Here is a 23,145-nt window from a genome sequence, read left to right as displayed (position 1 = left end):
ACGCCCAGTGGGAGCAGCAGGCCGCCGACCTGGTAGCCGAACACTGGAACAAGTAAGCGAGACAGGCCGGCACCCCGACGACGGGGTGCCGGCCTTTCACGCGTCCGGGTGAACCGGGCCCGGTAGACGGGGTGGCCGCAGCGGTGGCGGAGGTTGGATGCGGGACATGGACGAGGTGGACGCCCCGGCACTGCGGCAGGCGTACGAGGAGTTGCTCGCGGAGCTGGACGCGGGCGGGTTCGGCCCGCCGCCGGAAGGACAGTTGAGCGCCGAGCAGATCGTCGCGCACCTCGCCGCCAACGACGAGCTGATGAGCGAGGCGACCGAGGCTGTGCTGGCCGGCTCGCCGTTCGCCTACTACGACCTGGACACCATCCACCGGCCGCAACTGGATGCGCTCGTCTCCGAGTGCGGCGGGCTGGACGGGCTGGCGGCACTGTTCCGGGCCACCAGCCAGAAGTTGTGCGCGCTGGCGGAGCGGCTCGGCCCGGCGGCGGAGGCACCTGTGGACACGGTGCTACGCGAGGGCTTCGACCTGGACGTGGACGACTCCCTGCCCTGGGGCAGAGCGCTGGACCTGCACATCCGCGTGCACCTGCCGCTGCACCTCGCGCAGCTCCGCGCCCTGCGCCGCCAGCCCCACCTCGCCTGACCGTCGGACCGCCGGTCAAGGAGTTGTGGCGGCAGACAACTCCGACACGTCCGGCGCCCCAGGCACCGCAACTCCGAGATCGACGGAGGCGGAGCTCGGCGCAGGGGGCGGGCGGAACGTGCGGCGGTAGGCGGTGGGGGACACGCCCACCCGCGCGTGGAAGTGCTGGCGCAGTGCGGCGGTGGTGCCGAAACCCGAGTCCCGGGCGATCCGGTCCACGCTCAGATCCGTCGTCTCCAGCAGCACCCGGGCGTGCTCGGTGCGCTGCTGGAGCAGCCACTGCGCCGGGCTGAGCCCGGTCTCGGAGCGGAAGTGCCGGGTGAACGTACGGACGCTCATCCGCGCGTGCGCCGCCATCTCGCGCAGGGCCACCGGCTCGTGCAGCCGTTGCTGTGCCCACTCGCGGGTGGCGGCGGTGCCGTTCTCAGCACCGCGGGGCACCGGCCGTTCGATGTACTGGGCCTGCCCGCCGTCGCGCCACGGCGGCACCACGCAGCGCCGGGCCGCCCGGTTCGCCACCGCGCTGCCGTGGTCGGTGCGGACGACGTGCAGGCACAGGTCGATGCCGGCGGCCACTCCGGCCGAGGTGAGCACACGTCCGTCGTCGACGAAGAGCACGTCGGGGTCGAGCCGTACGCCGGGGTGCAGGCGGCGGAAGCGCGACGCGTACGCCCAGTGCGTGGTGGCCGGGCGGCCGTCGAGCAGGCCGGCGGCGGCGAGCACGAACGCGCCGGTGCAGATGGACATGACGCGGGCACCCCTGTCGTACGCCGTGCGCAGCGCCCGGGCCACCTCGGCGGCCACCGTGCCGTCGTGCAGCGGAGGACCGGCGTCGGCCTCACCGCGCCGTTCGCCGCCGCGCTGATGGACCGGTTCGGCATCCGCCGGGTGGTGGCGGGCGCGCTGGTGCTGGTGGCCGCCGGCAGCGGCCTGACCGTGGGGATGACCGAGAGCTGGCAGCTCGTCCTGTGCTGGGGTGTCCTCGTCGGGCTGGGCACCGGCTCGATGGCGCTGGCTTTCGTGGCCACGGTCACCGGGCGCTGGTTCGTCGAGCGCCGTGGCCTGGTGACGGGTGTGCTCACCGCCGGGGGCGCGGCCGGGCAGCTCGTCTTCCTTCCGCTGCTCGCGCTGCTGGTACGCGACCACGGCTGGCGCACGGCGGCACTCGTCGTCGCCGGGGCCGCGCTGGCGGTCGTACCCCTTGTGGTGTGGTTGTTGCGGGAGCATCCGGCGGACCTGGGGCGGCCCGCCTACGGCGCGACCGAGGTCGTGCCGCCGGCCCGGCCGGAGGGCGGCGCGGCGGCGCGGGCGGTCGGCGCGTTCGCCGCCGCCGCGCGGACGCGGCCGTTCTGGCTGCTCGCCGGCGGTTTCGCGATCTGCGGCGCGACCACGAACGGCCTGGTCGGTACGCACTTCGTGCCGGCTGCGCACGACCACGGCATGCCGGAGACCACTGCTGCCGGGTTGCTCGCCGTGGTCGGGCTCTTCGACATCGCCGGCTCGATCGCCTCCGGCTGGCTCACCGACCGGGTCGACGCCCGGCTGCTGCTGGGTGCCTACTACGCGTTGCGCGGGGCGTCGCTGCTGGTGCTGCCGAGTCTGTTCGCCGGTACGGCCGAGCCGAGCATGCTGGTCTTCATCGTCTTCTACGGGCTGGACTGGGTGGCCACCGTCCCGCCGACCGTGGCGCTGTGCCGGGAGTGGTTCGGCGCGTCCGGCGCGGTGGTGTTCGGCTGGGTGTTCGCCGCGCACCAGTTCGGCGCCGCGCTCGCGGCCACCGGCGCCGGTCTGGTCCGGGACCGGCTCGGCGACTACGCGCTCGCCTGGTACGTGGCGGGTGCGCTGTCGATCGGCGCGGCCGGGCTGTCACTGCTGCTGCGCCGCCGTGCCGCCGACGAGCCCGCGTTCGCGCTGCCGGTCGCGGCGGGCAGACGCGCCTGGAGTTACCGGGGCTGACCGGTCAGCCGGCCGCCCACTGCTGCTCGGGAGCGCCGCTGCACGGCGCCTGCTCCAGCTCGCGCCCGGCTTCGGTGCCCGCGTCGTCGACCTGCGCGCACTTGCCGCTGTGCACGGCGACCAGCAGCGCCGCGCCGTTACCGGCCGACTGGAACCGCCACTGCTGGTTGGCCTGCCCGTTGCAGGACCACTGCTGCACGTCCGCGCCGTCGTCGGTCTTCGCCTCGTTGACGTCCAGGCACTTGCTGCTCGCCGCGTTGACGAGCAGGTAGGTGTCGTTCGTGACCGGCGTGACCACCCACTGCTGCTCCGGCCCGCCGGTGCAGTCGGCGAGCGCCGCCTGCGCGCCCTCGGCCTCGTCGCCGGTCACGCCGAGGCAGCGCCCGGACGGCACGCCCCGGATCACCTTCGGCGTGGCGACCGGCGCGGCGGTTCTGCTCGGCGTCGCGCTCGGCGAGGGTGACGCCGACGGAGTGGGCTCCGCCGACGGTTCCGCGCTCGGCTCGCTCGGTGCCGCGGTGGGCGCCGCGGCCGCCGGCACCACCGGCCGGTCGTCGCCGCCACCGAGCACGCCGGTGGCGAAGAAGGCGCCGAGGAGTACGCCCGCCGCGCCGACGCTCAGCGCGACCCGCATCAGCGGGTCCTGAGGCAGCCGGACGCCACGTACGCCACGGGCGCGGCGGGCGCCGCCGTACATGGTGCCGGACGGGTCGGAATGCGGGTCGGCCATGGGGGCATAGTGACCCACCGGGGCCGCCGGGTGCCAGTCGCCCCGGCGGCACGGTGGCTCAGTCGACGACCCGGACGTCCTTCCAGAACGCCACGCGGTCGCGGACCATCTCCGCCTCCGGCTTGGGCTCGGGGTAGTACCAGACGGCGTCCGGGCTGGTGGCGCCGCCGTGTTCGAGCGTGTAGTAGGAGGCCGTGCCCTTCCAGGGGCAGACCGTGTGGGTGTCGGAGGAGCGGATCAGGTCGTCGCGCAGCGCGGCACGGGGGAAGTAGTGGTTGCCCTCGACCACAACGGTGTCGTCGCTCTCGGCGACGACGAGGTCGTTCCAGACGGCTTTCGGCATGCCCTCCACGCTATGCCGGTGGCCGCGTACCGGCCACCGCTGCGCGCGTCGGCCACCGCTCGGGCGAGCACCGGCCAGGCGGTGGCGGAGGTAACGCGCGCGTCGTCGGTGAGTCGTCGAAAGGCCACCGTGGACATCCCACGAACTTGTCGTACCCGAGCGTAAGGTGATCTCATGCACGCTGTCCGTGATCATGAACGGGCGGTGGACACGCTGCGGCGCTCCTACGCCGCGGTGCCCGCCGGGGAGCCCGTACGGCTGGCCAAGCAGACCTCGAACCTGTTCCGGCCCCGCTCCGCGCCGCGTACGCCGGGGCTGGACGTGAGCGGCCTGACCGGGGTGCTCGCCGTGGACCCGGCCGCCCGCACGGCCGACGTGCAGGGCATGTGCACCTACGAGGATCTGGTCGACGCGACGCTGCCGTACGGCCTGATGCCGCTGGTCGTGCCGCAGTTGCGCACCATCACGCTGGGCGGCGCGGTGACCGGTCTGGGCATCGAGTCCACCTCCTTCCGCAACGGCCTGCCGCACGAGTCGGTGCTGGAGATGGACGTGCTCACCGGCGCGGGGGAGATCGTCACGACAGGGCCCCACGGCGAGCACGCCGACCTGCACCGGGCCTTCCCGAACTCGCTGGGCAGCCTCGGCTACGCCACCCGGCTGCGCATCGAGCTGCAACCGATCGGCCGGCACGTGTCGCTGCGCAACATCCGGTTCACCCGGCTGGAGGAACTGGTCGACGCGATCGGCGAGGTGGTCGCCAAGGGTGCCTGGGGCGGGGAGCCGGTCGACGCCATGGACGGGGTGGTGTTCAGCCCCGGCGAGGCGTACCTCGTGCTCGGCGCGTTCACCGACGAGGCCGACGACGGCCCGTCCGACTACACCGGCCAGGAGATCTACTACCGCTCGCTGCGCCGGCGCACCCGGGACGCGCTCACCGCGTACGACTATCTCTGGCGCTGGGACACCGACTGGTTCTGGTGCTCGGCGGCGTTCGGGGTGCAGCACCCGGTGGTGCGGCGGCTGTGGCCGCGGCGCTACCGGCGCAGCGACGTCTACCACCGGATCGTGCGGCTGGAGCACCGGCACCGGGTGGCGGCCCGGGTCGACAGGTGGCGGGGCCGCCCGGCCCGGGAGCGGGTGGTGCAGGACGTGGAGGTTCCGCTCGGCCGCACGCCCGAGTTCCTGCGCTGGTTCGCCGCGGACGTGGGCATGACGCCGGTGTGGCTGTGCCCGCTGCGGCTGCGGGAGCCGTCCGGTCCCGGGTCGGCGAAGGCGTGGCCGCTATATCCGCTCCGACCGGGCGAAACGTATGTGAACATCGGCTTCTGGGGAAGCGTGCCCATCGCGGCGGGCTCCGCCGACGGTGACGTCAACCGCCAGATCGAGCGAATGGTGTCGGAGGTGGGCGGCCACAAGTCGCTCTACTCCGACGCGTACTACGACCGGGGCGAGTTCGACCGCCTCTACGGCGGAGACATCTGGCGTGCCGTGAAGGACCGCTACGACCCGGACCACCGACTCACCGGACTGTACGAGAAGGCGGTATCCCGAGCATGAGTCTGACCGACCGAACACCGGGGGCGGCGAGCACCCCGGCCGGCCCGCCGGCGGGCGGGCGGCGTACCGGACCGACAGTCGCGGACGTGGTCCGCGCGGTCACCACCGGCGACCTGCCCGTCCGGGTCACCGGCTACGACGGCAGCGCGGTGGGTTCGGCCGACGCCGGGATCACCCTGGCGATCCGCACCGAGCGGGGCCTGTCCTACCTGCTCACCGCGCCGGGCGACCTGGGCATGGCCCGGGCCTACGTCAGCGGGGACCTGGGGCTGGAGGGGGTGCACCCGGGCGACCCGTACGAGGCGCTGCGGGTGATCAAGGACGGGGTGCCGCTGCGCGTCCCGGCGATGAGCGAGGCGCTCGCGCTGGTCCGGGGCCTGGGCTGGGAACGGCTGCGCCCGCCGCCGCCCCCGCCGCAGGAGGCGTCGCCGCGCTGGCGGCGGCTGATGACCGGCCTGCGTCACTCGCGTACCCGGGACAGCACCGCGATCTCGCACCACTACGACGTGTCGAACGCCTTCTACGAGAAGGTGCTCGGGCCGTCCATGACGTACACCTGCGCGGTCTTCCGCGGCCCCGGCGACACCCTCGAAGAGGCGCAGCGGAACAAGTACGACCTGGTCGCCGGCAAACTGGCACTCAAGCCGGGAATGCGGCTGCTGGACGTGGGCTGCGGCTGGGGCGGCATGGTCCGGCACGCGGCCCGGGAGTACGGCGTCAAGGCGCTCGGTGTGACGCTGTCGAGGGCGCAGGCCGACTGGGCGCGGGCCGCGATCGAGCGGGAAGGGCTGAGTGAACTGGCCGAGGTGCGCCACCTGGACTACCGGGACGCGCCGCACGAGCAGTTCGACGCGATCTCCTCGATCGGGCTGACCGAGCACATCGGGGTCCGCAACTACCCGGCCTACTTCGGTGCGCTGCGCTCCCGGCTCAAGCCCGGCGGGCGGCTGCTCAACCACTGCATCACCCGGGCCGACAACCGGGCGCCGCACCGCTCCGGCGTGTTCATCGACAGGTACGTCTTTCCCGACGGCGAGCTGGCCGGTCCGGGCCGGCTGATCAGCGAGATCCACGACGCCGGGTTCGAGGTGCACCACGAGGAGAACCTGCGGCAGCACTACGCGCTGACGCTCGCCGGCTGGTGCCGCAACCTGGTCGAGCACTGGGACTTCTGCGTCGGCGAGGTCGGGCCGGGCACCGCCAGGGTGTGGGGGCTCTACATGGCGGGCTCCCGGCTGGCGTTCGAGCGCAACGGCATCCAGTTGCATCACGTGCTCGCCACGCACAACGGCCCGGAAGGGGTGAACGGGTACCCGCTGCGTCCGGACTGGACGCCCTGACGCGACGTACCGGTGAAAGGCCGCGCGGACCGCGCGGCCTTTCGTCGAAGTCATCGACAAAGCTCGCCAAGAAAGACGTCCTGCACCTGGAACAGCGCGAACAGGCCGAAGTCCTGCTCAAGCCGCAGCGCCATCAAGGTGCTGCGGCGACTCGCCGAGCCCCGCACCTGCACCGAGGTCGCGGCCCGGCTGGAGTAGACGCCGCAGCGCGTCCTACCACGTCAAGCAGTTCGTCGCGGCCGGGCTGGCCGAGCAGGTGGCGCAGCGGCAGGTCCGCGGCATCACCGAGGGCATTTACCAGGCCGTCGCCCGGTCGTACTGGCTCTCGCCCCGGCTCGTCGGCCGCATCGGCGGCACGCGCCGGGTCCGCGACGAGCTGAGCCTGGGCTACCTGCTCGACCTCATAAAGGAGGTCCAGGCCGACATCGCCGCGCTCGACCGCACCGCCCCCGAACTGCCGTCCATCGGCGTCTCCGGTGAGATCCGGGTGCCCGCCGAGCGGCGGCAGGAGTTCCTGCACGACCTGCAGACGACGTTGCAGGACCTGTTCACGCGCTACGGCGGCGCCGAAGGAGACGCGTTCAAACTCGCCGTGGCCTGCTACCCGAAAGGCGACAAGCATGACTGAGCCGATGGCCGTCCGCGCCCGCCTCGCCGCCCCGGTGGTGACCGTCCGCCGGGCCCTGACGACGCGCCGATGGACAAGGTGTGGACCTCGATCACCGACTCCGAGGGACTGGAAGCCGATCTGGCTCGCTTGAGGTGTAAGGAAGGGCCCCCTCTTAACGTCTCCGGTAGAGGAGGGGGCCCCTTTTAACACGAGCCCCGGGTGGGTAATGCCGGGCGATGTTCTTCATCTTCGGGCTGCGGACCAAGGTCGTCCGGTCCGGCGTCGTCACCGAGGTCTGCCGCAACTGCGGCAACCAGGCCGCCCAGGTGATCTCCCGCCGGGTCACCAAGTTCAGCCTCTTCTTCATCCCGCTGATCCCGTTGCGCACCCGGTACGCGCAGCAGTGCACGTTCTGCGGCGCCGAGTACGACGTCTCCCGTGCCGAGGCCGAGCGCCTCCCGGTCGGCTGACCATGACCCGCTTCCTCTGCTGGCTGATCGGCCGCCCGCCGGCCACCCCGGTCGCCCCGCCGGTGCACACCGCTGCCCGTCCGCCCTGCGCGCCCGGGCGCCGGCACCGCCGCCGGCGTCGTCCGCTGGCGGGAGCGCAGTCCCCGCGCTCGCCCTGGAACCGCTCCGGCCGCTGACCGGGTGGCGCGGTCAGCCGGGCCATCCGGTACGCCGCCACGGCCGACTTGGTCGACGCGGTCGCGGTCCGCCGCGGGCGAGACGGCGTCATCGGCACACCACGACGAAAGGCCGACGCCGGGTAGGCGTTCCCGGGAACCGCGGCAGCCGACCCCGGCCCGGCCGATCGCTCGCCCCCGCGCGTCGACGCCCGTACCCGTGCGGCGATCCGTCGCATCGAAGACGGATACGCCCGGGTGCTGCGCCGACCGGCCGAACGCCCGCAGCGGCCCGATCCCGGCATCGAACCGGAGGACCATGGCGGGTTGCTCGCTCCTCGCCCTACCGTGCCGGGCCCCTGGCCGGTCACCGACCGAAACGGGGCCGACGCTGGTGGCGGCCCCCGCGCGGGTCTGGCCGCCGTGTTAAAAAGGGCCCCTTCCTCTACCGGAGGCGTTAACAAGGGGCCCTTCCTTACACTTCATCGGGTGGAAGATCGGCTGGCGCAGATCAGGGGTGGCGGGCCGCCCCGGCGGCACAACGCCCGGACCATCGCCGCGCTGACCGGCAACCCCGGCTGTACCCGTCGCGCCGTCCTGGACAGCGCCGGCGTCGACAAGCCGGCGCTCGCCGAGCAGCTCGGTTTCCCGGCGAGGTTCGGCCAGTCCCGCTTCGCGATCACTCGCGGCAACGCGTTCGAGGCCCAGGTCAAGGCCGACGGCGGGACGGAGTTGCTGCGCCTGGTCGCGGAGCGGCTCGGCGTACCGGTGCCGGACGGCGCGACCTGGACCGATCTCGGCGCCGACGACGACCGGCCGGAACGCTCGCGGGCGGCGCTGACCGCCAGCGGCGACGGCCCGGCGTTGTTCGACCACCCGCTGCTCGGCCTGGACGTGGCCGGTACCCGGGTGCACCTGGAACCGGACCTGGTCGCCGCCCGGCTGGCGGGCCGGTTCCACGTCGTGGAGATCAAGTCGTTTCCGGTGATCGACGGGCAGGCCGACCCGGGCAAGGTCGCCGCCGCCGCGATCCAGTCCGCCGTCTACGTGCTGGCGCTGCGCGAGCTGCTCGCCGCCGGGGGACGCGACCCGGAGCTGGTGTCGCACGAGGTGGTGCTGGTCTGCCCACGTGACTTCGCCAACCATCCGGTGGCCAGCTTGCTCGACGTTCGCCGGCAACTGCTGGTGCTGCGCCGCCAGTTGGCCCGGATGGCCCGGGTCGAGGAGCTGCTCGCCGCCGTACCGGTCGGGTTCACGGTCGACCCGGCGGCCGATCCGGCCGCGCTCGCCGCCGCGCTGCACCGGGTGCCCGCGCGTTACGCGCCCGACTGCCTGGCCGCCTGTGAGCTGGCGTACTTCTGCCGGCACGAGGCGCGCGGGCAGACCGGCGCGCTGGGCCGGCCGGTCCGTGAGGCGCTGGGCGGCGTCGAGGACGTCGCCGACGTGCTGGCGCTCGCCGGGGGCGTGGCCGCGCCGGAGCCGGAGCAGGCGGAGGCCGCCGCGCTGCTGCGGGCCGCCGCGCGCCTGCGCGCCGACGCCCTCGCCGGACAGAGCGCATGAGTACGCTGCGCGCCGACGCCTTCGCCGGACACCCCGCGTGAGTACGCTGCGCGCGCTCGCCCGGGCGCAGGCGGTCGCCGCGGGGCGGGCCCAACCGGTGGCCACGGTCCGCCACCTGCATCTGTCGGACCGGCCGCTGGTGCTGGTGCCGCTCGCGCTGGCCGGTGAGGCGAACGCCCCGCTCGCCGCGATGGTCGGCGCCGCGCCCGACGAGGCCCGGCTGCTGGTGGTGCCGCAGCCGCGCAACCGGGACCAGCGGTTCGCGTTCGCCGCCGAACTGGCCGGGGTCGTGCTGCCGTACCTGGACGAGTTCCGCGACCTGACCGAGGCGGTGCCGGTGGACCGGGGCCGCGACGTCCGTCACCGGTACGCCGACGCGCCGCAACTGCTGGTGCCGAATCCGGCCGGGATCACGTTCCTGCGGTTGTTCGGCCGCTCGACCCGGTTCCGCCGGACCGACGGCGACTATCCGGTGCACCAGTCGGTGCCGCTGCTCGGCCGGTGGCTGACGTTCTTCGCCGAGCGCGCCGAGCAACCGGGCTCGTCGGCGCTGCTGGCGCTCACCGATGCGCTGACGTTGCACTGGGCGACCGGGCAGAGCGTGGTGGAGGATCTGCACCTGCCGGCGGTGCTGGGCTGGCTGGAACCGCCGGCCGGGCTGACCGGCGCCGAGGCGGCGGCCCGCGCCGAGGATCCGGCACGCTGCCCGCCGGCCGGGCCGGCCACCGACCCGGACTTCGACAACCGGCGGCTCGCCCCGGCGATCGAGGCGTACACCCGGGCCGAGGGCGATCCGGCGGCCCGCGCGGCCGCGTACGACGAGCTGGCCGGCCTGTTGCGTGGCCAGCTCGCGCCCACCTGGGAGCTGATGTGGCGCGGTGTCGGGCTGCTGCGGACGCTGCCGGCCGGCGCGCGGGTGACCGGCCGGTGGGCCGGTGACCGGGACGCGTTCACCGCGCACGCCGAGCACGTCGACGCCGGGGGCGGCCCGCAGCCGCGGCGCGACGGCGCGGTGGCGGCGGCGCTGCGGTTGCAGCGGCTGGAACGGGCGTCGACCGCGTGGGCGGTGCAGCGTGCCTACGACGATCCGTTGGTGATGGCCGAGCACCGGCTGTCCGGGGAGGCGTTCGTCGGTGAGGTGACGCTCGCCGACCCGGCGCGGGTGGACGACTCCGGCAAGCGGCCGGTGCTGCGCCCGCGTATCCAGGTGGTCACCACCGAGCCGGTGCCGATGCCGGTGGGCGCGACGCTGTACTCCCCGGCCCGCCCGGCGCAGAAGGCGAAGATCGTGTTCGTGACGCCCGGCGGCGACGGCAAGACCGAGGTGGTGCTCGAACTGTCCGGCGGGATGGGCCGGGGGCTGACCGCGCCGCCCGGCAGCGTGCCCGAGGTGGGTGAGCGGATCTGCCTGACCGGCCTGTCCGACGGTTTCCTGCCGGGCGGCGCGTTCCCGGCGGCGGAGGAGACGCCGTGGACGCACGGCGGGCCGCCCGGCACGGCCGCCGCGCCGCCGGACCCGGCCCCGGCGGAGGACTGGTCCTGACCCGCGCGGTTCAGCCCAGGGCGGCGAGGGCCGTCCGCTGCTCGGCCGCCGCCGGCCGGTCCGGGTCTGCCGCCAGCAGCGCTTCCAGGTTCCGGCGGTACGCGACGTCGCGTGCCCGGTCGGCCGGGGTCGCCACGTCCGGGGCGACGCCGCAGCCCTCCCAGTTGGTGCCGCTCGCCGCTGTACGGGCCGGGCCACCGGCACCGTCCGTTCCAGGTGCGGTGCAGCCGGTGCCCGATGCGGGGGTGCGCGCCACCGCGGGTCGGCTCACCGACCACTGTGGCGCGGCCGAACTGCTGAAGGTCGTACGCCAGTTCCTCGCCGCCGGAGAACGTGGCGGGGCCGGTGAGGACGTGGACCGGCTTGTCCGGCGCGTAGCGGCTGACCGGCAGCCAGGCGGCGCTCCAGGACTGGCGGGTAACGCCGGAGCGTTCGTGCATGGTGTGCAGGTGCGTCGGTTCGGCGAAGAACCAGCCGCAGATCAGGGCCACGCCGTCCGGGCTGCCGCCCTCGGTGCCGCGCAGGTCGAGCAGGAGCGCGTCGGTGCCGGCGAGCAGCCGCAGCGCGGCGGTCAGCGCGTCGCCGGCCAGGTCGGGCGGGAACACGTACGGCTTGATCTCCAGCAGCCCGACGTTGCCGGGCAGCCGTTGCACCCGGGTCACGCCGCCCATGCCGAGCGCGGCGAGGCGCGCGAAGTGCTCCCCGGTCGGGTCGTCGGCCTTGTCGGACAGCGGCTGTTCGTGGTGCTTGAGCCGCAGGTGCAGGTCGCCGTTCACGGACTGGAGGTCGGCGGTGACGAGCGCGCCGAGCGCGGCGGGGTCGCCCGCCTCGGCGTACGCCCCGGCGCTCAGCCAACTCGCTGCCCGTCTCGGCGAGGCGAAGGGCACTGTGGCCCACCACCTCGGGGTGCTGACCGAGGCCGGCATGGTCCGTCCGGCGCACAGCCGCCAGGTCCGGGGCGGCACCGAGCGCTACCACGAACGCACGTTCCGCCGGCTCGTCGGCACGGACACCGACGCGGGCGCCACGGCGGCGCTGCTGGGCGCGTACGCCGAGGAACTCGCCGGCGACCCCGACCCGCTCGTGCACCTGCGGCACCTGCGGCTCACCCCGGCCCAGGCCCAGCACCTCCGGTCCACGCTGGACGAACTGGTGGGCGAGGCCGAGGAGGCGCCGCCGGGGCAGGCACGCTACGGCGTCCTGGTCTCGCTCTACCGGCACCCGCCCGCGGTCCGCTGACCGACACTCGCGACTCTGGCGGCAGTCCCCGGCGCTGGCTAGGCTTGCGCCGTCCGTCGTCCGGTCCTCGTCGTCGAGGGTGCACGTCTGGAAGAGAGCCGGAGCGCAATCGTTGTATCCCAGCACGACGTGAGCCTCGCCGCCGCGGCACCGGCCCGTCATCCGCTCGTCGGCCGTGTCGGACTCGTCGCGGCCGCTGTCGTCGTACTCGGGGAGATGGCCTGGCTGGCCGCCCGGCTGCCCGGTGCGGCGCTGGTGAGCGACCTCGGTGCGATGGCGGTGTCGACCTGGGCGGCGGTGCTCTGCGCCGGCGCCTCGCGACGTCAGCCGGCCGTGTTGCGCCGGTTCTGGGAACTGCTCGCCGCCACCATGGCCCTCGCCGCGCTCGGCCGTGCGGTGTGGACGGTGGAACGGCTCGGCGGGCTCGGCCTGCCTCACACCCCGCTGGTGGCGGGCCTGTTCGCCGCCGGCATCGTCACCGGCACGGGTGCGCTGCTCTGCTCCCGCACCGGCCCGCGCAGCGTGATCGGCCGGGCCCGTACCCTGCTCGACGGGGTGATCGTGGGGCTGGCCCTCATCCCGATCGGCTGGGTGGTGGTGTTCCACCGGATCACCGACGCCGACATGGCCGATCCCATGCGCACGTTCGGGCTGCTCTACCCGATGTTCGACCTGATGCAGCTCACCATCCTGGTGGCGGTCGCCGGTCCGGGCCGGCCGATGTGGCGGGCGCTCACCGTCATCGGTGCGGGCCTGGCGATCCGGTCCGGCGCGGACGCCGTCTACGTCTCCCTGGTCGCGCGCGGCGACTACGCGCCGGGCCACCCGGTCGACGTCTGCTGGCCGCTGAGCTACCTGCTGGTCGGCCTGGCGACCCGCTATCCGCCGCCGAACGACGCGGACGGCGAGGACGACGTGGTCGAATCACCGCTGCCGCCGTGGTGGCGGGTCGCGTTGCCGTACCTGCCGGTGGGGGGCGCGATCGTCGCGGTCCTGCTGTCCCGGCAGCCCAGCGGGCAGACCCCGCAGGTGGTCTTCGTCGGCATGATGGGCCTGCTCGGGGTGCTGGCGCTGCGCCAGGGCCTGGCCGCGAACGAGAACCTGCGGCTGGTCGGGCGGCTGCGCCGGCTCGCGTACTCCGACCAGCTCACCGGCCTGCCCAACCGGCTGACGTTCGTCCGGCGGCTGCGGCGGGCGTTGCGCGTGGGTGGCCCGGTCGCCGTGGTGCTGCTCGACCTGGACGGCTTCAAGCAGGTGAACGACAGGTTCGGGCACGCCGCCGGGGATCGGCTGCTGACCGCCACCGCGGAGCGCATGCAGGACGCGGTCGGCCCGGACGGGATGATCGCCCGGCTCGGCGGCGACGAGTTCGCGGTGCTCGTCGCCGGGGAGCGCCAGGTGTCACCCGAAGGGCTCGCGGTCCGGCTGCTCGCCGCCCTGGAGCCGCTGCCCGGCGAGGAGGATCTCGGCGTCCACCCGTCGGCGAGCATCGGCATCGCCGAGTACGGGCCGCAGCACACCTCCCACACCGACCTGCTCCGCGACGCCGACATCGCCATGTACGCGGCGAAGGCGGCAGGCAAGGCCGCGTACCGCACGTGCACGCCGGAACTGCGCGAGTCGGCGGTCAGCCGGGCGGAACTCATCGCCGACCTGCGCCGCGCGGTCGACGAGGGCCAGTTGCTGATGGAGTTCCAGCCCATCGTCGACCTGGACACCGGCACGGTACGCAGCGCCGAGGCGTTGGTGCGCTGGCGGCATCCCCGGCTGGGAGTGCTGACCCCGGCCCGGTTCCTGCCGCTGGCCGAGGAGACCGGGCTGATCGTGGCCATCGACAGGTGGGTCATCCACGAGGCGTGCCGGGCCGCTGCCACCTGGCGGGAGCACGCGCCGGACGTGACGGTCGCGGTGAACATCGCCGCCGCCCACCTGTGCCGGCCGGACCTGATCGCCACTGTCACCGGCGCGGTCGGCGCGGCCGGCCTGCCGCCCCGCGCGCTCACCCTGGAACTGACCGAGTCGGCGCTGATCGAGGGCAGCGAGTCGGTGCTCGACCGGCTGTCCCAGCTACGTGACCTCGGCATCCGCATCGCCATCGACGACTTCGGCACCGGGTACTCGTCGTTGAGCTACCTGCACCGCATCCCGGCCACCGAGCTGAAGATCGACAGGTCGTTCGTGTCCCGGCTGGACGCCGGCGACGCCCGCGCGTACGCCACCGTGGAGATGGTGAACCGGCTGGCCGGCGCGTTCGACCTGGCCGTGGTCGCCGAGGGCGTCGAAACGGTCGCGCAGCACGCGGCGGTCACCGCGATCGGCTGCCGGCAGGGCCAGGGCTGGCGGTACGGCCGCCCGGCCGCCCTGCCGGACCTGCTCCCCGCGTTGTCCGGCGCCGAGCGCTGACCGGCCCGGGTCCACGGGGGCCGAAGGTCCCGGCGGGGACGGGGGGTTCGACCCTGCTCGGAGCGGGTGGCCGCCGCCAGGATGGTTCTCGTCACCAAGACGAACACATCCTCCACAGGGGAGCCTGATATGAAGCGACGGACGCTCGACCTGCTGTTCAGCATCGGTGGGCTGGGCCTGGCGGTCCTGCTGCTCGTCGTCGGCGTCGTCCTGACGACGAACGCCAACTTCGCCAACGACTACGTACGCGACCAGCTCGGCGCGCAGCACATCACCTTCACCCCGGCGGACGAGCTGTCCGACGAGGAGAAGCAGTCGGACTGCCTGCGCGAGTACGCCGGCCAGAAGATGACCACCGGCAAGCAGGCCGAGTGCTACGCCAACGACTACATCGGCCTGCACCTGAAGAACATGGCCGGCGGCAGGACCTACGCCGACCTGGGCGAGCCGCAGAGTGCGCTGCGCGAGCAGGTGGCCCAGGCCCAGCAGAGCAACGCCGCCAACCTGGCCGACCTGCAGAAGCAGCTCGCCGAGGTGACCGCCCAGCGGGAGACCGTGTTCAAGGGCGAGACGCTGCGCGGCCTGCTGCTCACCTCGTACGGCTTCAGCGAGTTCGGCCGCAAGGCCGAGCAGGGCGCCCTGGCCCTGTACCTCGGCGCGGGCCTGCTCCTGCTGCTCTCGGCTGCCGGTCTGGTGCACGCCTTCCGCACCCCGGCTAACGCGACCTTCGCCGCCCCGGAGAAGGAGAAGGTCACCAACTGACCGCACCGGCGACGCCCCCGGCCGATCATGGTCGGGGGCGTCGTGTTTTCCGGCTTGACCCTCACGCAGCGGGAGGCGGGAGTCTTGGTCGCAGAAGGGAGGGAACCATGGCGTACACGGTGGGTCAGGTGGCGCGGGCGGCCCGGGTGACGGTCCGGACGCTGCACCACTACGACGAGATCGGGTTGCTGCGGCCCAGCGGGCGCACGTCGGCGGGCTACCGCCGCTACGACGAGGCGGACCTGGACCGGTTGCAGCTCATCCGTTACTACCGCGAGCTGGGGTTCCCGCTGGAGGAGATCGCCGAGATCCTGGACGACCCGGACGCCGACCCGGTGGCGCACCTGCGCCGGCAGCACGAGCTGCTGTCCGGGCGGATCGGGAAGCTCCAGGAGATGGTCACGGCGATCGAACACGCGATGGAGGCGAGGAAGTTGGGAATCCAGTTGACGCCGGAGGAGCGGTTCGAGGTGTTCGGAAACTTCGACCCGGACGAGCACGCCGAGGAGGCCGAGCAGCGCTGGGGCGGCACCGAGGCGTACCGGCAGTCGCAGGAGCGCGCGGGCCGCTACTCGAAGGAGGACTTGCTGCGCAACAAGGCGGAGAACGAGGACTGGGGGCGGCGGTTCGTCGCGCTCATGGACTCGGGCGCGCCCGCTGACGGCCCGGAGGCGATGGCGCTGGCCGAGGAGCACCGGCAGCTCATCACGAAGTGGTGGTACGACTGCTCGTACGAGATCCACACCGGCCTGGCGGACATGTACGTGGCGGACCCGCGGTTCACCGCTCACTACGAGACGCTGCGGCCCGGGATGGCCGCGTACCTGAACGAGGCGATCCACGCCAACGCGATCAGCCGGTCCTGATCGGGATCGGGATCGGGCGTGGCAGGATGGCCGGCATGCTCATCGTCGCCGGCACCCTCTACGTCGATCCGGCCTCGCGGGACGCCTACCTGGCGTCCTGCGAGGCCGCCGTCCGCGCGGCCCGCGCCGCGCCCGGCTGCGTCGACTTCGCGGTCAGCGCCGACCTGGTCGAGCCGGGCCGGATCAACGTCTACGAGCGGTGGGAGTCCGACGAGCAGTTGCTGGCGTTCCGGGGCTCCGGCCCGGAGGCCGAGCAGGTGACGGAGATCCTCGGCGCCGAGGTGCACAAGTTTCGCATCTCCGGCGTCGAGGCTCCCTGACCGCCGCTAGATGAACACGTCGAGCAGCAGGACGCCGAGGAAGCCGACCACGGAGATGATCGTCTCCATCACCGACCAGCTCTTGATGGTCTGCCCGACGGTCAACCCGAAGTACTCCTTCACCAGCCAGAAGCCGGCGTCGTTGACGTGGGAGAAGAACAGCGACCCGCAGCCGATGGCCAGCGCCAGCAGCGCCACCTCGGGGCCCTGGAGTGTGGCGGCCAGCGGCGCGACGATGCCGGCGGCGGTGATGGTGGCGACCGTGGCCGAGCCGGTGGCGACCCGGATGCCGACCGCTACCAACCAGCCGAGCAGCAGCGGCGAGAGGTTCGCGCCCTCGGCGGCGTCCGCGACCAGGTCGCCCACGCCGGCGTCGACGAGCACCTGTTTGAAGCCGCCACCTGCGGCGACGATCAGCAGGATGCCGGCGATCGGCGGCAGCGAGCCGCCGAGGAAACCGGAGACCTGGGTACGGCTGAAGCCGGACCGGTAACCCAGGAAGATCATGGCGAAGATGACGCCCGCGAGCAGCGCGATGATCGGGGTGCCGACGATGTCCAGCGCCTTGCGGCCGGCGGTGCCCTCGTCGAGCGTCAGTTCACCGATCGCCCGCAACAGCATCAGCACCACCGGCAGCAGCACGGTGACCACCGCCGCCCAGAGCGCCGGGGGCCGGGTCGACCGCCGCCCGGCCGGTTCCTCGATCGCGGCGCCGGGGCGGCCGGTGCCCGGGTTGAGCAGGTCGTCCTCGGTGACCAGGTCGCCGTCGGCGTCGAGCCGGCCGTCGCCGGGCCGGGTGGGGCTGCGGTCAGCGGTGTCGCGCCGGGTGGGCAGCAGCGCGGCCGGTGCGGTGGCCGGCACGTACCGGGCGATGAGGTTGCCGAAGACCGGGCCGGCGATGATCACGGTGGGGATCGCCACCAGCAGGCCCAGGGCGAGCGTCTGACCGAGGTTGGCGCCGAGCGCGTCGATCGCCACCAGCGGGCCGGGGTGCGGCGGCACCAGGCCGTGCAGCACCGACAGGCCGGCGAGCGCGGGAATGCCGATCTTCATCAGCGGCACGTCCACCCGCAGCGAGACGAGCAGCACGATCGGCACCAGCAGCACCACGCCGACCTCGAAGAACAGCGGCAGGCCGATGAGCGCGGCCACCCCGGCCATCGCCCAGGGCAGCGCGCTTCCGGAGACCCGGCCGACCACCCGTTCCACGATGCCGTCCGCCCCGCCGGACTCGGCCAGCAGGCCGCCGATCATCGCGCCGAGCGCGATCAGCAGGCCCACCCCGCCGACTGTGGAGCCGACGCCGCCGCTGAACGACGTGACGATCTTGTCGACGGGTACGGCGGCGACCACGCCGAGCACCGCCGCGCCGAGGATCAGCGCCAGGAACGGGTGCACCTTGCCCCACGCGATGAGCAGCACCACCGCGGCGATGCCCAGCAGGGCCGCGAGGACGAGCTGGGTGTCACCGGCGTTCGTCAGCGGTTCCGCTGGTGCGGCGAGCAGTGTGACCACGGCTATCACGCCCTTCGGTCGTCAGCGGGGTGGTGCGGTGGGTGGCGGTTCCGGCGGCAGGCTCGGCGCCATCCGCCGCAGGGACGCGAACGTGGGTACGAGTGCGTCGTACAGCTCGGAGAAGAGCGGGAGCAGCGCCGCGTACGTGGCGGCGGAGGCGGGATCCGGGCGGACCGTCTCCTCGATCCGGACCAGATCGGCGGCGACCTCGATCGACGGGATCAGGCCGAGCGCCTGCATGCCGAGCAGCGCGGCGCCGAAGCCGGACCCCTCGTGCCCGGCGGGGAACCGCACCGGCATGCCGAGCGCGTCCGCGAGGATCTGCCGCCACAGCGCACTACGGGCGAAACCGCCGCTGGCGCGGACCTCGCGTACCTCGTTGCCGGCCGCGCGGACCGAGGCGAGGACCAGGGCGAGCTGCTGGCAGACGCCCTCCAACGCGGCCCGGACCAGGTGCGCCCGGCCGTGGCCGTGGGTCAGCCCGACGTACGCGCCGCGGGGTAGCGCGCTCCAGTGCGGTGCCCGCTCGCTCAACAGGTACGGCAGCATGATCAGCCCGCCGGAGCCGACCGGCGCGGTGGCGGCCAGGTCGAGCAGCTCCACCTCGGCGTTCTCGCCCAGTTCGGGGGCGAGCGCGTCGTTCGCCCACTGGAGGGCGATCCCGCCGTTGTTGATCGCGCCGCCGACCACCCAGCGGTCCTCGGTGAGCGCGTAGCAGAACACGCCGCCGAGCGGGTCCACGCCGGGACGTTCCACCATCACCCGCATCGCGCCGCTGGTGCCGATCGAGCAGGCCACCACGCCGGGGCGGACCGCGCCGAGCCCGAGGTTCGCCAGCGGTCCGTCACCGGCGCCCACCACGATCGGGGTGTCGACCGGCAGCCCGGTGGCCCGCGCCGCCTCGGCGGTGAGCCCCGGGAGCACGTGGGTGGTCGGTACGAGCTGGGGAAGCTGCTCCTCGGTGATGCCCGCGACGCGGAGCGCCTCGGTGTCCCAGGCCAGCCGGTGGATGTCCATCAGGCCGGTGGCGGAGGCGACCGAGTGGTCGGTGACCAGCGCCTCGGCGAGCCGCCGCAGGACGAGGTCCTTGATGCCCACCCAGTGCGCGACCCGCTCGTGCAGTTTGGGTTCCTGCTCGGCGAACCAGACCAGCTTGGGCAGCGGTGCCATCGGGTGCACCGGGGTGCCGGTGCGCCGGTGCAGGGCGAGCCCGGACGGCGCGGCGCGCAGGCGCTCGGCCTGCGCGCTGGCCCGGGAGTCGGCCCAGGTGATCGACGGGGTCAGCGGGTTGCCGTCGGCGTCCAGCCCGATCAGGCTGTGCATGGCGGTGCTGAACGACAGGCCGGCGATCGGCCGGTCCAGCTCGTCCACCACTGCACGGATCACGCCGAGAACGGCTTGGTGGATGAGGTCCGGATCCTGCTCGGCCCAGCCCGGGTTCGGATCGTCCAGCGGGTAGCCGATCGAGTGGCCGGCCAGTTGCCGCCCGGTGGTGTCGAACGCGACGGCCTTGGAACTGGTGGTGCCGATGTCCACTCCCACCACCACGGCCGGGTCGCCCACCGGTGCACCTCCTCGCCGCCCGGGGCCGCTCCGCCCCGCCGTTGCGGCTGACGTTACCGACGTGTCCACGCTCCCGCACGACGAAGCGGGACCGCCGCGACCCGGTGGTACGGAAGGCGAATCGACGCAGGGGTTTCCGCCGATTGTGTCGGTCAATCAGCCGATCGGTCTAATTGGTGACTTTCGCGTGTCTTGGTACCCCTGCCGCACCGTTGACATGAATGACACCCCGATTGGTGGACTCGCGCGGCGGAGGAGTCGGCGTGGCGAAGACTGATTCGACGGGTTCCACATGGCGGTACCGGTGGGCGCACCGGCAGAACGAGCGGCGTCAGCGGGCTTTCCGCGCCGCCGACGAGGCGTGGCGGCGCCGGGACGACGAGCTGCGCCGCCTGCGTAACCTCGCGGTGTCCTTCCACGGCTCGGCCCAGGCGGGCGTCGGCCTGCCGATGGAGCTGGCCCCCGGAGAGGTGGTCTTCTGGACGCTCCCGGCCGCGCAACTGGTGGAGGTGCGGCACACCGCTGTGCTGCCCGCCCCCGAACTGACAGTCGAGGCCGACCCGCCCGCGCTGCGCCCGCGCCGCCCCGAGGGCGTCAAGGTGGTCGACGCCGGGCTCGCCGTGCTCACCAACCGGCGGCTGGTGCTGCTCGGCGGACGCGGCCGGCGCGACTGGGCGTACGGCCGGATGACCGGCCTGTCCCACGACCCCGGCGCGCCGGTCACCCTGATCCAGGTGCTGGACCGGCGGCGTACCTCCGGGCTGCTGCTGCCCACCGGCGCGGCGGCCGACTTCCGGTTCACGCTCACGCTGGCCTTCGCCGACGCGATCGAACAGCGCGCCGCGGTCGTGGCCGAGCTGGACGAGCTGATCGCGGAGCACACCGCGGCGCAGCCAAAACGCCCGGCCGTGCTCACCCCCGCCCAGGCCCGTGTCACCGCGCTGGTGCCCGGCGGCCGGCGGACGGTGGCGGTCGGCGCGGCGCTCGCGCTGCTCGTGCCGGCGATGCTCGTCGCGTCCAACCCGCCCACCCGGGCCGGCTCGGAACGCGCCGCCGCCGCGACCCCGGGGGCCACCGGCACGCCCGCGCCGCCGCACGTCGCGCCCGCCGTCCAGGTCCGGCCCAGCACGAGCCCCGAACCGTCCCGCGCCCGTCCGGCACCGCCGCGCGGCACGCCGCAGCCGCCGGTCGAGCGCCGCTGCGGCGCCCCGGCGAACCCCTTCGGGTACGACTTCTGCGGCGGCCAGCGCATCCGCCGGCCGGCCGCCGGAGTGTGCGACTGGTTCGACTGCGTACCCGGGTTCTGGTCCGAGCGCGGCTGGCTGGTGCAGTGCCGCGACGGTTCGGTCAGCCGCACCGGCGGCCAGCGCGACGTGTGCGCCGGTCACGAGGGGCTGCGCCGTACCGTCTGGCGGTGAATCCGCTCGCCTCCCGTAGGGGCGCCCGGATACCGTCCGGCCGTGTCCCGCACCGTCACGCTGGTCCTGCTCGACTCCGCCGGCCGCCCGCTCGGCGCGCTGCCGCCGTTGCGCGTACCGGAGCCGTGGTGGCAGGAGGTCCACTCGATCGTCGCCGCCGTCCGGCAGCGCCACGGTCTGGAGATCGCCGTGCTGCGGCTGCTCGACGCCGACCGCCCTGCGCCGCCGGGCGGTCACGTCCGCTACCTGGCGCAGGTCGTCGACGCGCCGGCCGTACCGCTGGAACCGGCCGTGGACGCGCTTGGCGTACCCCTGGAACCGGCGGCGGTGGACCTCGCGCCGCATCCGCTGCGCCAGCGGTGGGCGGAGGCGGGCGGTCCAGCTCGCAGCGTCGCGTGGGCGACCGGCGAGCTGACGCGGCTCGGCCGCCGGGTGACGGCGGTGGCGCAGCAGCGCACCTGGAACCTCTCCGCCATCTGGCGCCTCGACACGGATCAGGGCCCCACGTGGCTGAAGCAGCTTCCCCCGTTCGCCCGTCACGAGCCCGCAGTCCTGGCCTTTCCTGGTGAATTGATCAACGGGCCGGTGGTGCTCGCCGCCGACGGGGAGGGGCGGATGCTGCTGGCGGACGTGCCGGGGGAGGACCGGTACGGGGCCGGGGAGGGGGAGCGGGCCGCGATCGCGGCCGGGCATCACGCGGTGCAACTGCGGGCGTGCGGGGTCGTCGGCGAGCTGGTCGCGGCCGGGGTGCCCGACCTGCGCGGGGCGAGGCTCGCGGACTGGATCCGCGAGATGCTCGCCGGGCACGACGTGTCGGCCGCCGCCGGGCTGCTCGACGGGCTCGACCATCGGCTCCGGCAGGTCGCCGACTGCGGCCTGCCGGACACGCTCGTGCACGGCGACCTGCACCCCGGCAACGTACGCGGCGACGACCGGCACCGGACCGTGATCGACTGGGCGGACTCGTTCGTCGGCCACCCCGCCTTCGACATCCTGCGCCTCACCGAGGACGTCGACGCGGACGCCGCCGCCCGGCTGGTCGACGCGTGGGCGCGGCGGTGGCGGACCGACGTGCCCGGCAGCGATCCGCACCGGGCCGTCGACCTGCTCCGGCCGGTCGCGCCGCTGCGGCAGGCCGCCGTGTACGCGATGTTCCTCGCCGCGATCGAGCCGGCCGAGCACCCGTACCACGCGCACGACGTGCCGGCCGCGTCGGCGCGAGCGGCGGCGGTGGCCGGACCCTAGATGCGGCGCACCGGGATCCACAGCTCCGCGTCGGCGGTGCCGCCGTCCTCGGCGACCCGGACCCGCGAGATCTCCGGCCCCGGTCGGGTCTCGTACGGGTTCGACGGGAACCAGGACGTGAACACGGCCCGCCACAGGTGTTGCACCGCGACCGGGAACGCGCCGGAACTGGAGAACACCGCCCAGTCGCCGGCCTCGACGGGGAGGCTGCGCAGGTCGTCCGGCACGTCCGCGCCGGTCACCGCCGCGTACCAGTAGTCCAGCTCGGTGCCCTCGTCGCGGGAGCCGGTCAGCTCGGCGCTGACGTTGACGATCCCGCGCGGCTCCTGGTCGGACAGCGCCTCGATCCGGCGTACCGTGGCCGGGTCGAGGCCCCTGACGAACGCCACGATGTGCGGGTTCATGCCCTCGTGCACGAGCGGCACCCGGGCCGTCAGCCCGGCGAGCCGGAAGGCGTCCTTGGTCACGATCCGGTAGTCCATGCTGGTGTTCCCTTCGACGACGAGCCGGAAGGAGATCCGGGGCTGGGACCGCAGCACCGCCCCGGCCTGCCGGGCCTGCGTCGGCCCGACGCCGTGCACGGCCCGGAACGCGCGGGCGAACGCCTCGTTCGAGCCGTACCCCCAGCGGACCGCCACGGCGAGCAGCGACTCCCGGCCGGCGAGCACGTCGGCGCCCGCCAGCGTCATCCGGCGACGGCGCACGTACTCCGACAGCGGCAGCCCGGCCAGCGCCGAGAACAGCCGGCCGAAGTGGTGTTCCGACACGCCCGCGATCCGGGCCGACGCGGCCACGTCGAGCGGCTGGTCGAGCCGCTGTTCCAGGTGGTCAAGCGCCGCGTTGAGCCGATCCAGCACCCGATGTTCCTTCCTGGTGACGCCCTCGACGCTAGGTT

21 protein-coding genes and 2 pseudogenes are annotated in these 23,145 nt (G+C 73.8%); 15 read left to right on the top strand and 8 right to left on the bottom strand.

Annotated elements, in window-relative coordinates; genetic code table 11:
* Window positions 1–157: 157 nt before the first annotated feature.
* On the top strand, window positions 158–652 hold the full coding sequence (locus GA0070215_RS13720; RefSeq protein WP_018786776.1) for a hypothetical protein: 495 nt from the start codon (window positions 158–160) through the stop codon (window positions 650–652).
* Window positions 653–667: 15 nt separating this feature from the next.
* Here the strand turns inward: GA0070215_RS13720 and GA0070215_RS13715 are convergent.
* Window positions 668–1,483: pseudogene (locus GA0070215_RS13715) on the bottom strand (GlxA family transcriptional regulator); the annotation flags it as partial.
* A 33-nt stretch (window positions 1,484–1,516) separates the two neighbouring features.
* On the opposite strand from GA0070215_RS13715, the gene GA0070215_RS13710 reads away from it, so the two are divergent.
* Window positions 1,517–2,608: an MFS transporter gene (locus GA0070215_RS13710; RefSeq protein WP_244166993.1), complete on the top strand. Its 1,092-nt coding sequence runs from the start codon at window positions 1,517–1,519 to the stop codon at window positions 2,606–2,608.
* A 4-nt stretch (window positions 2,609–2,612) separates the two neighbouring features.
* Here GA0070215_RS13710 and GA0070215_RS13705 read toward each other — a convergent pair whose 3' ends face one another.
* Together GA0070215_RS13705 and GA0070215_RS13700 are read right to left on the bottom strand one after the other, a co-directional pair.
* A complete protein-coding gene (locus GA0070215_RS13705) occupies window positions 2,613–3,338 on the bottom strand; it encodes an RICIN domain-containing protein (RefSeq protein ID WP_091045978.1) in 726 nt (241 codons plus the stop codon).
* Window positions 3,339–3,396: 58 nt separating this feature from the next.
* Window positions 3,397–3,681: a DUF427 domain-containing protein gene (locus tag GA0070215_RS13700; RefSeq protein ID WP_018786772.1), complete on the bottom strand. Its 285-nt coding sequence runs from the start codon at window positions 3,679–3,681 to the stop codon at window positions 3,397–3,399.
* Window positions 3,682–3,855: 174 nt separating this feature from the next.
* Here GA0070215_RS13700 and GA0070215_RS13695 point away from each other — a divergent pair, with 174 nt between their 5' ends.
* The 6 genes from GA0070215_RS13695 to GA0070215_RS13670 all read left to right on the top strand — a co-directional run bounded on the left by GA0070215_RS13695 (window position 3,856) and on the right by GA0070215_RS13670 (window position 10,919).
* The gene (locus GA0070215_RS13695) at window positions 3,856–5,241 is read left to right on the top strand and encodes an FAD-binding oxidoreductase (protein WP_091045974.1); all 1,386 of its coding nucleotides are present in this window, start codon (window positions 3,856–3,858) and stop codon (window positions 5,239–5,241) included.
* Window positions 5,238–6,581: a class I SAM-dependent methyltransferase gene (locus GA0070215_RS13690; protein ID WP_091045970.1), complete on the top strand. Its 1,344-nt coding sequence runs from the start codon at window positions 5,238–5,240 to the stop codon at window positions 6,579–6,581. The genes GA0070215_RS13695 and GA0070215_RS13690 overlap by 4 nt, the downstream gene beginning before the upstream one ends.
* A 256-nt stretch (window positions 6,582–6,837) precedes the next feature.
* On the top strand, window positions 6,838–7,209 hold the full coding sequence (locus GA0070215_RS13685) for a hypothetical protein (RefSeq protein WP_244166992.1): 372 nt from the start codon (window positions 6,838–6,840) through the stop codon (window positions 7,207–7,209).
* A 218-nt stretch (window positions 7,210–7,427) separates the two neighbouring features.
* The gene (locus tag GA0070215_RS13680; RefSeq protein WP_091045966.1) at window positions 7,428–7,661 is read left to right on the top strand and encodes a zinc-ribbon domain-containing protein; all 234 of its coding nucleotides are present in this window, start codon (window positions 7,428–7,430) and stop codon (window positions 7,659–7,661) included.
* A 644-nt stretch (window positions 7,662–8,305) separates the two neighbouring features.
* The gene (locus GA0070215_RS13675; protein WP_091045962.1) at window positions 8,306–9,376 is read left to right on the top strand and encodes a hypothetical protein; all 1,071 of its coding nucleotides are present in this window, start codon (window positions 8,306–8,308) and stop codon (window positions 9,374–9,376) included.
* 37 nt (window positions 9,377–9,413) lie between these two features.
* Window positions 9,414–10,919, top strand: coding sequence for a hypothetical protein (locus GA0070215_RS13670; protein WP_091045958.1), 1,506 nt, complete (start codon window positions 9,414–9,416; stop codon window positions 10,917–10,919).
* 10 nt (window positions 10,920–10,929) lie between these two features.
* Here the strand turns inward: GA0070215_RS13670 and GA0070215_RS29075 are convergent, their stop codons facing one another.
* Entirely contained in the window at window positions 10,930–11,175 is a 246-nt protein-coding gene (locus GA0070215_RS29075) for a hypothetical protein (RefSeq protein ID WP_244166995.1), read from the bottom strand.
* A gap of 55 nt (window positions 11,176–11,230) precedes the next feature.
* Window positions 11,231–11,590, bottom strand: a pseudogene (locus GA0070215_RS29070) (S41 family peptidase); the annotation flags it as partial.
* A gap of 121 nt (window positions 11,591–11,711) precedes the next feature.
* Here GA0070215_RS29070 and GA0070215_RS13660 point away from each other — a divergent pair.
* The 5 genes from GA0070215_RS13660 to GA0070215_RS13640 all read left to right on the top strand — a co-directional run bounded on the left by GA0070215_RS13660 (window position 11,712) and on the right by GA0070215_RS13640 (window position 16,509).
* Window positions 11,712–12,158, top strand: coding sequence for a helix-turn-helix domain-containing protein (locus GA0070215_RS13660; RefSeq protein ID WP_244166991.1), 447 nt, complete (start codon window positions 11,712–11,714; stop codon window positions 12,156–12,158).
* A 129-nt stretch (window positions 12,159–12,287) separates the two neighbouring features.
* Window positions 12,288–14,561 carry a putative bifunctional diguanylate cyclase/phosphodiesterase gene (locus tag GA0070215_RS13655; RefSeq protein ID WP_244166990.1) on the top strand — a complete coding sequence of 758 codons (2,274 nt, stop codon included), beginning with the start codon at window positions 12,288–12,290 and terminating at the stop codon, window positions 14,559–14,561.
* Window positions 14,562–14,690: 129 nt separating this feature from the next.
* Window positions 14,691–15,323: a hypothetical protein gene (locus GA0070215_RS13650; protein WP_091045955.1), complete on the top strand. Its 633-nt coding sequence runs from the start codon at window positions 14,691–14,693 to the stop codon at window positions 15,321–15,323.
* A gap of 107 nt (window positions 15,324–15,430) precedes the next feature.
* Entirely contained in the window at window positions 15,431–16,189 is a 759-nt protein-coding gene (locus GA0070215_RS13645) for a MerR family transcriptional regulator (protein WP_018786762.1), read from the top strand.
* 35 nt (window positions 16,190–16,224) lie between these two features.
* Window positions 16,225–16,509, top strand: coding sequence for a putative quinol monooxygenase (locus GA0070215_RS13640; RefSeq protein WP_026268218.1), 285 nt, complete (start codon window positions 16,225–16,227; stop codon window positions 16,507–16,509).
* 6 nt (window positions 16,510–16,515) lie between these two features.
* Here GA0070215_RS13640 and GA0070215_RS13635 read toward each other — a convergent pair whose 3' ends face one another.
* Both GA0070215_RS13635 and GA0070215_RS13630 read right to left on the bottom strand, forming a co-directional pair.
* Window positions 16,516–18,024 carry a GntT/GntP/DsdX family permease gene (locus GA0070215_RS13635; protein WP_091045951.1) on the bottom strand — a complete coding sequence of 503 codons (1,509 nt, stop codon included), beginning with the start codon at window positions 18,022–18,024 and terminating at the stop codon, window positions 16,516–16,518.
* Between the two features lie 21 nt (window positions 18,025–18,045).
* Window positions 18,046–19,587: a gluconokinase gene (locus GA0070215_RS13630; protein ID WP_091045946.1), complete on the bottom strand. Its 1,542-nt coding sequence runs from the start codon at window positions 19,585–19,587 to the stop codon at window positions 18,046–18,048.
* Window positions 19,588–19,850: 263 nt separating this feature from the next.
* On the opposite strand from GA0070215_RS13630, the gene GA0070215_RS13625 reads away from it, so the two are divergent.
* On the top strand, window positions 19,851–21,005 hold the full coding sequence (locus tag GA0070215_RS13625) for a hypothetical protein (protein ID WP_091045942.1): 1,155 nt from the start codon (window positions 19,851–19,853) through the stop codon (window positions 21,003–21,005).
* A 42-nt stretch (window positions 21,006–21,047) separates the two neighbouring features.
* Complete coding sequence (locus tag GA0070215_RS13620; RefSeq protein WP_091045938.1) at window positions 21,048–22,250, top strand: phosphotransferase family protein; 1,203 nt, start codon at window positions 21,048–21,050, stop codon at window positions 22,248–22,250.
* On the opposite strand, the gene GA0070215_RS13615 is transcribed toward GA0070215_RS13620, so the two are convergent.
* On the bottom strand, window positions 22,247–23,107 hold the full coding sequence (locus GA0070215_RS13615) for an AraC family transcriptional regulator (protein ID WP_091045935.1): 861 nt from the start codon (window positions 23,105–23,107) through the stop codon (window positions 22,247–22,249). The genes GA0070215_RS13620 and GA0070215_RS13615 overlap by 4 nt on opposite strands.
* Between the last annotated feature and the right edge of the window lie 38 nt (window positions 23,108–23,145).

This window comes from Micromonospora marina (assembly GCF_900091565.1).
Taxonomy (GTDB): Bacteria; Actinomycetota; Actinomycetes; order Mycobacteriales; family Micromonosporaceae; genus Micromonospora; species Micromonospora marina.
The sequence above is the reverse complement of the archived record's forward strand: the minus strand, read 5'-3'. Positions and strand labels throughout refer to the sequence as shown.

Excerpts from the sequence above, each read along its gene's own strand:
- GA0070215_RS13680 (WP_091045966.1), top strand. The coding sequence starts at position 7,428 with ATGTTCTTCATCTTCGGGCTGCGGACCAAGGTCGTCCGGTCCGGCGTC.
- GA0070215_RS13640 (WP_026268218.1), top strand. The coding sequence starts at position 16,225 with ATGCTCATCGTCGCCGGCACCCTCTACGTCGATCCGGCCTCGCGGGAC.
- GA0070215_RS13695 (WP_091045974.1), top strand. The coding sequence starts at position 3,856 with ATGCACGCTGTCCGTGATCATGAACGGGCGGTGGACACGCTGCGGCGC.
- GA0070215_RS13720 (WP_018786776.1), top strand. The coding sequence starts at position 158 with ATGCGGGACATGGACGAGGTGGACGCCCCGGCACTGCGGCAGGCGTAC.
- GA0070215_RS13710 (WP_244166993.1), top strand. The coding sequence starts at position 1,517 with ATGGACCGGTTCGGCATCCGCCGGGTGGTGGCGGGCGCGCTGGTGCTG.
- GA0070215_RS13705 (WP_091045978.1), bottom strand. The coding sequence starts at position 3,338 with ATGGCCGACCCGCATTCCGACCCGTCCGGCACCATGTACGGCGGCGCC.
- GA0070215_RS13700 (WP_018786772.1), bottom strand. The coding sequence starts at position 3,681 with ATGCCGAAAGCCGTCTGGAACGACCTCGTCGTCGCCGAGAGCGACGAC.
- GA0070215_RS13690 (WP_091045970.1), top strand. The coding sequence starts at position 5,238 with ATGAGTCTGACCGACCGAACACCGGGGGCGGCGAGCACCCCGGCCGGC.
- GA0070215_RS13650 (WP_091045955.1), top strand. The coding sequence starts at position 14,691 with ATGAAGCGACGGACGCTCGACCTGCTGTTCAGCATCGGTGGGCTGGGC.
- GA0070215_RS13645 (WP_018786762.1), top strand. The coding sequence starts at position 15,431 with ATGGCGTACACGGTGGGTCAGGTGGCGCGGGCGGCCCGGGTGACGGTC.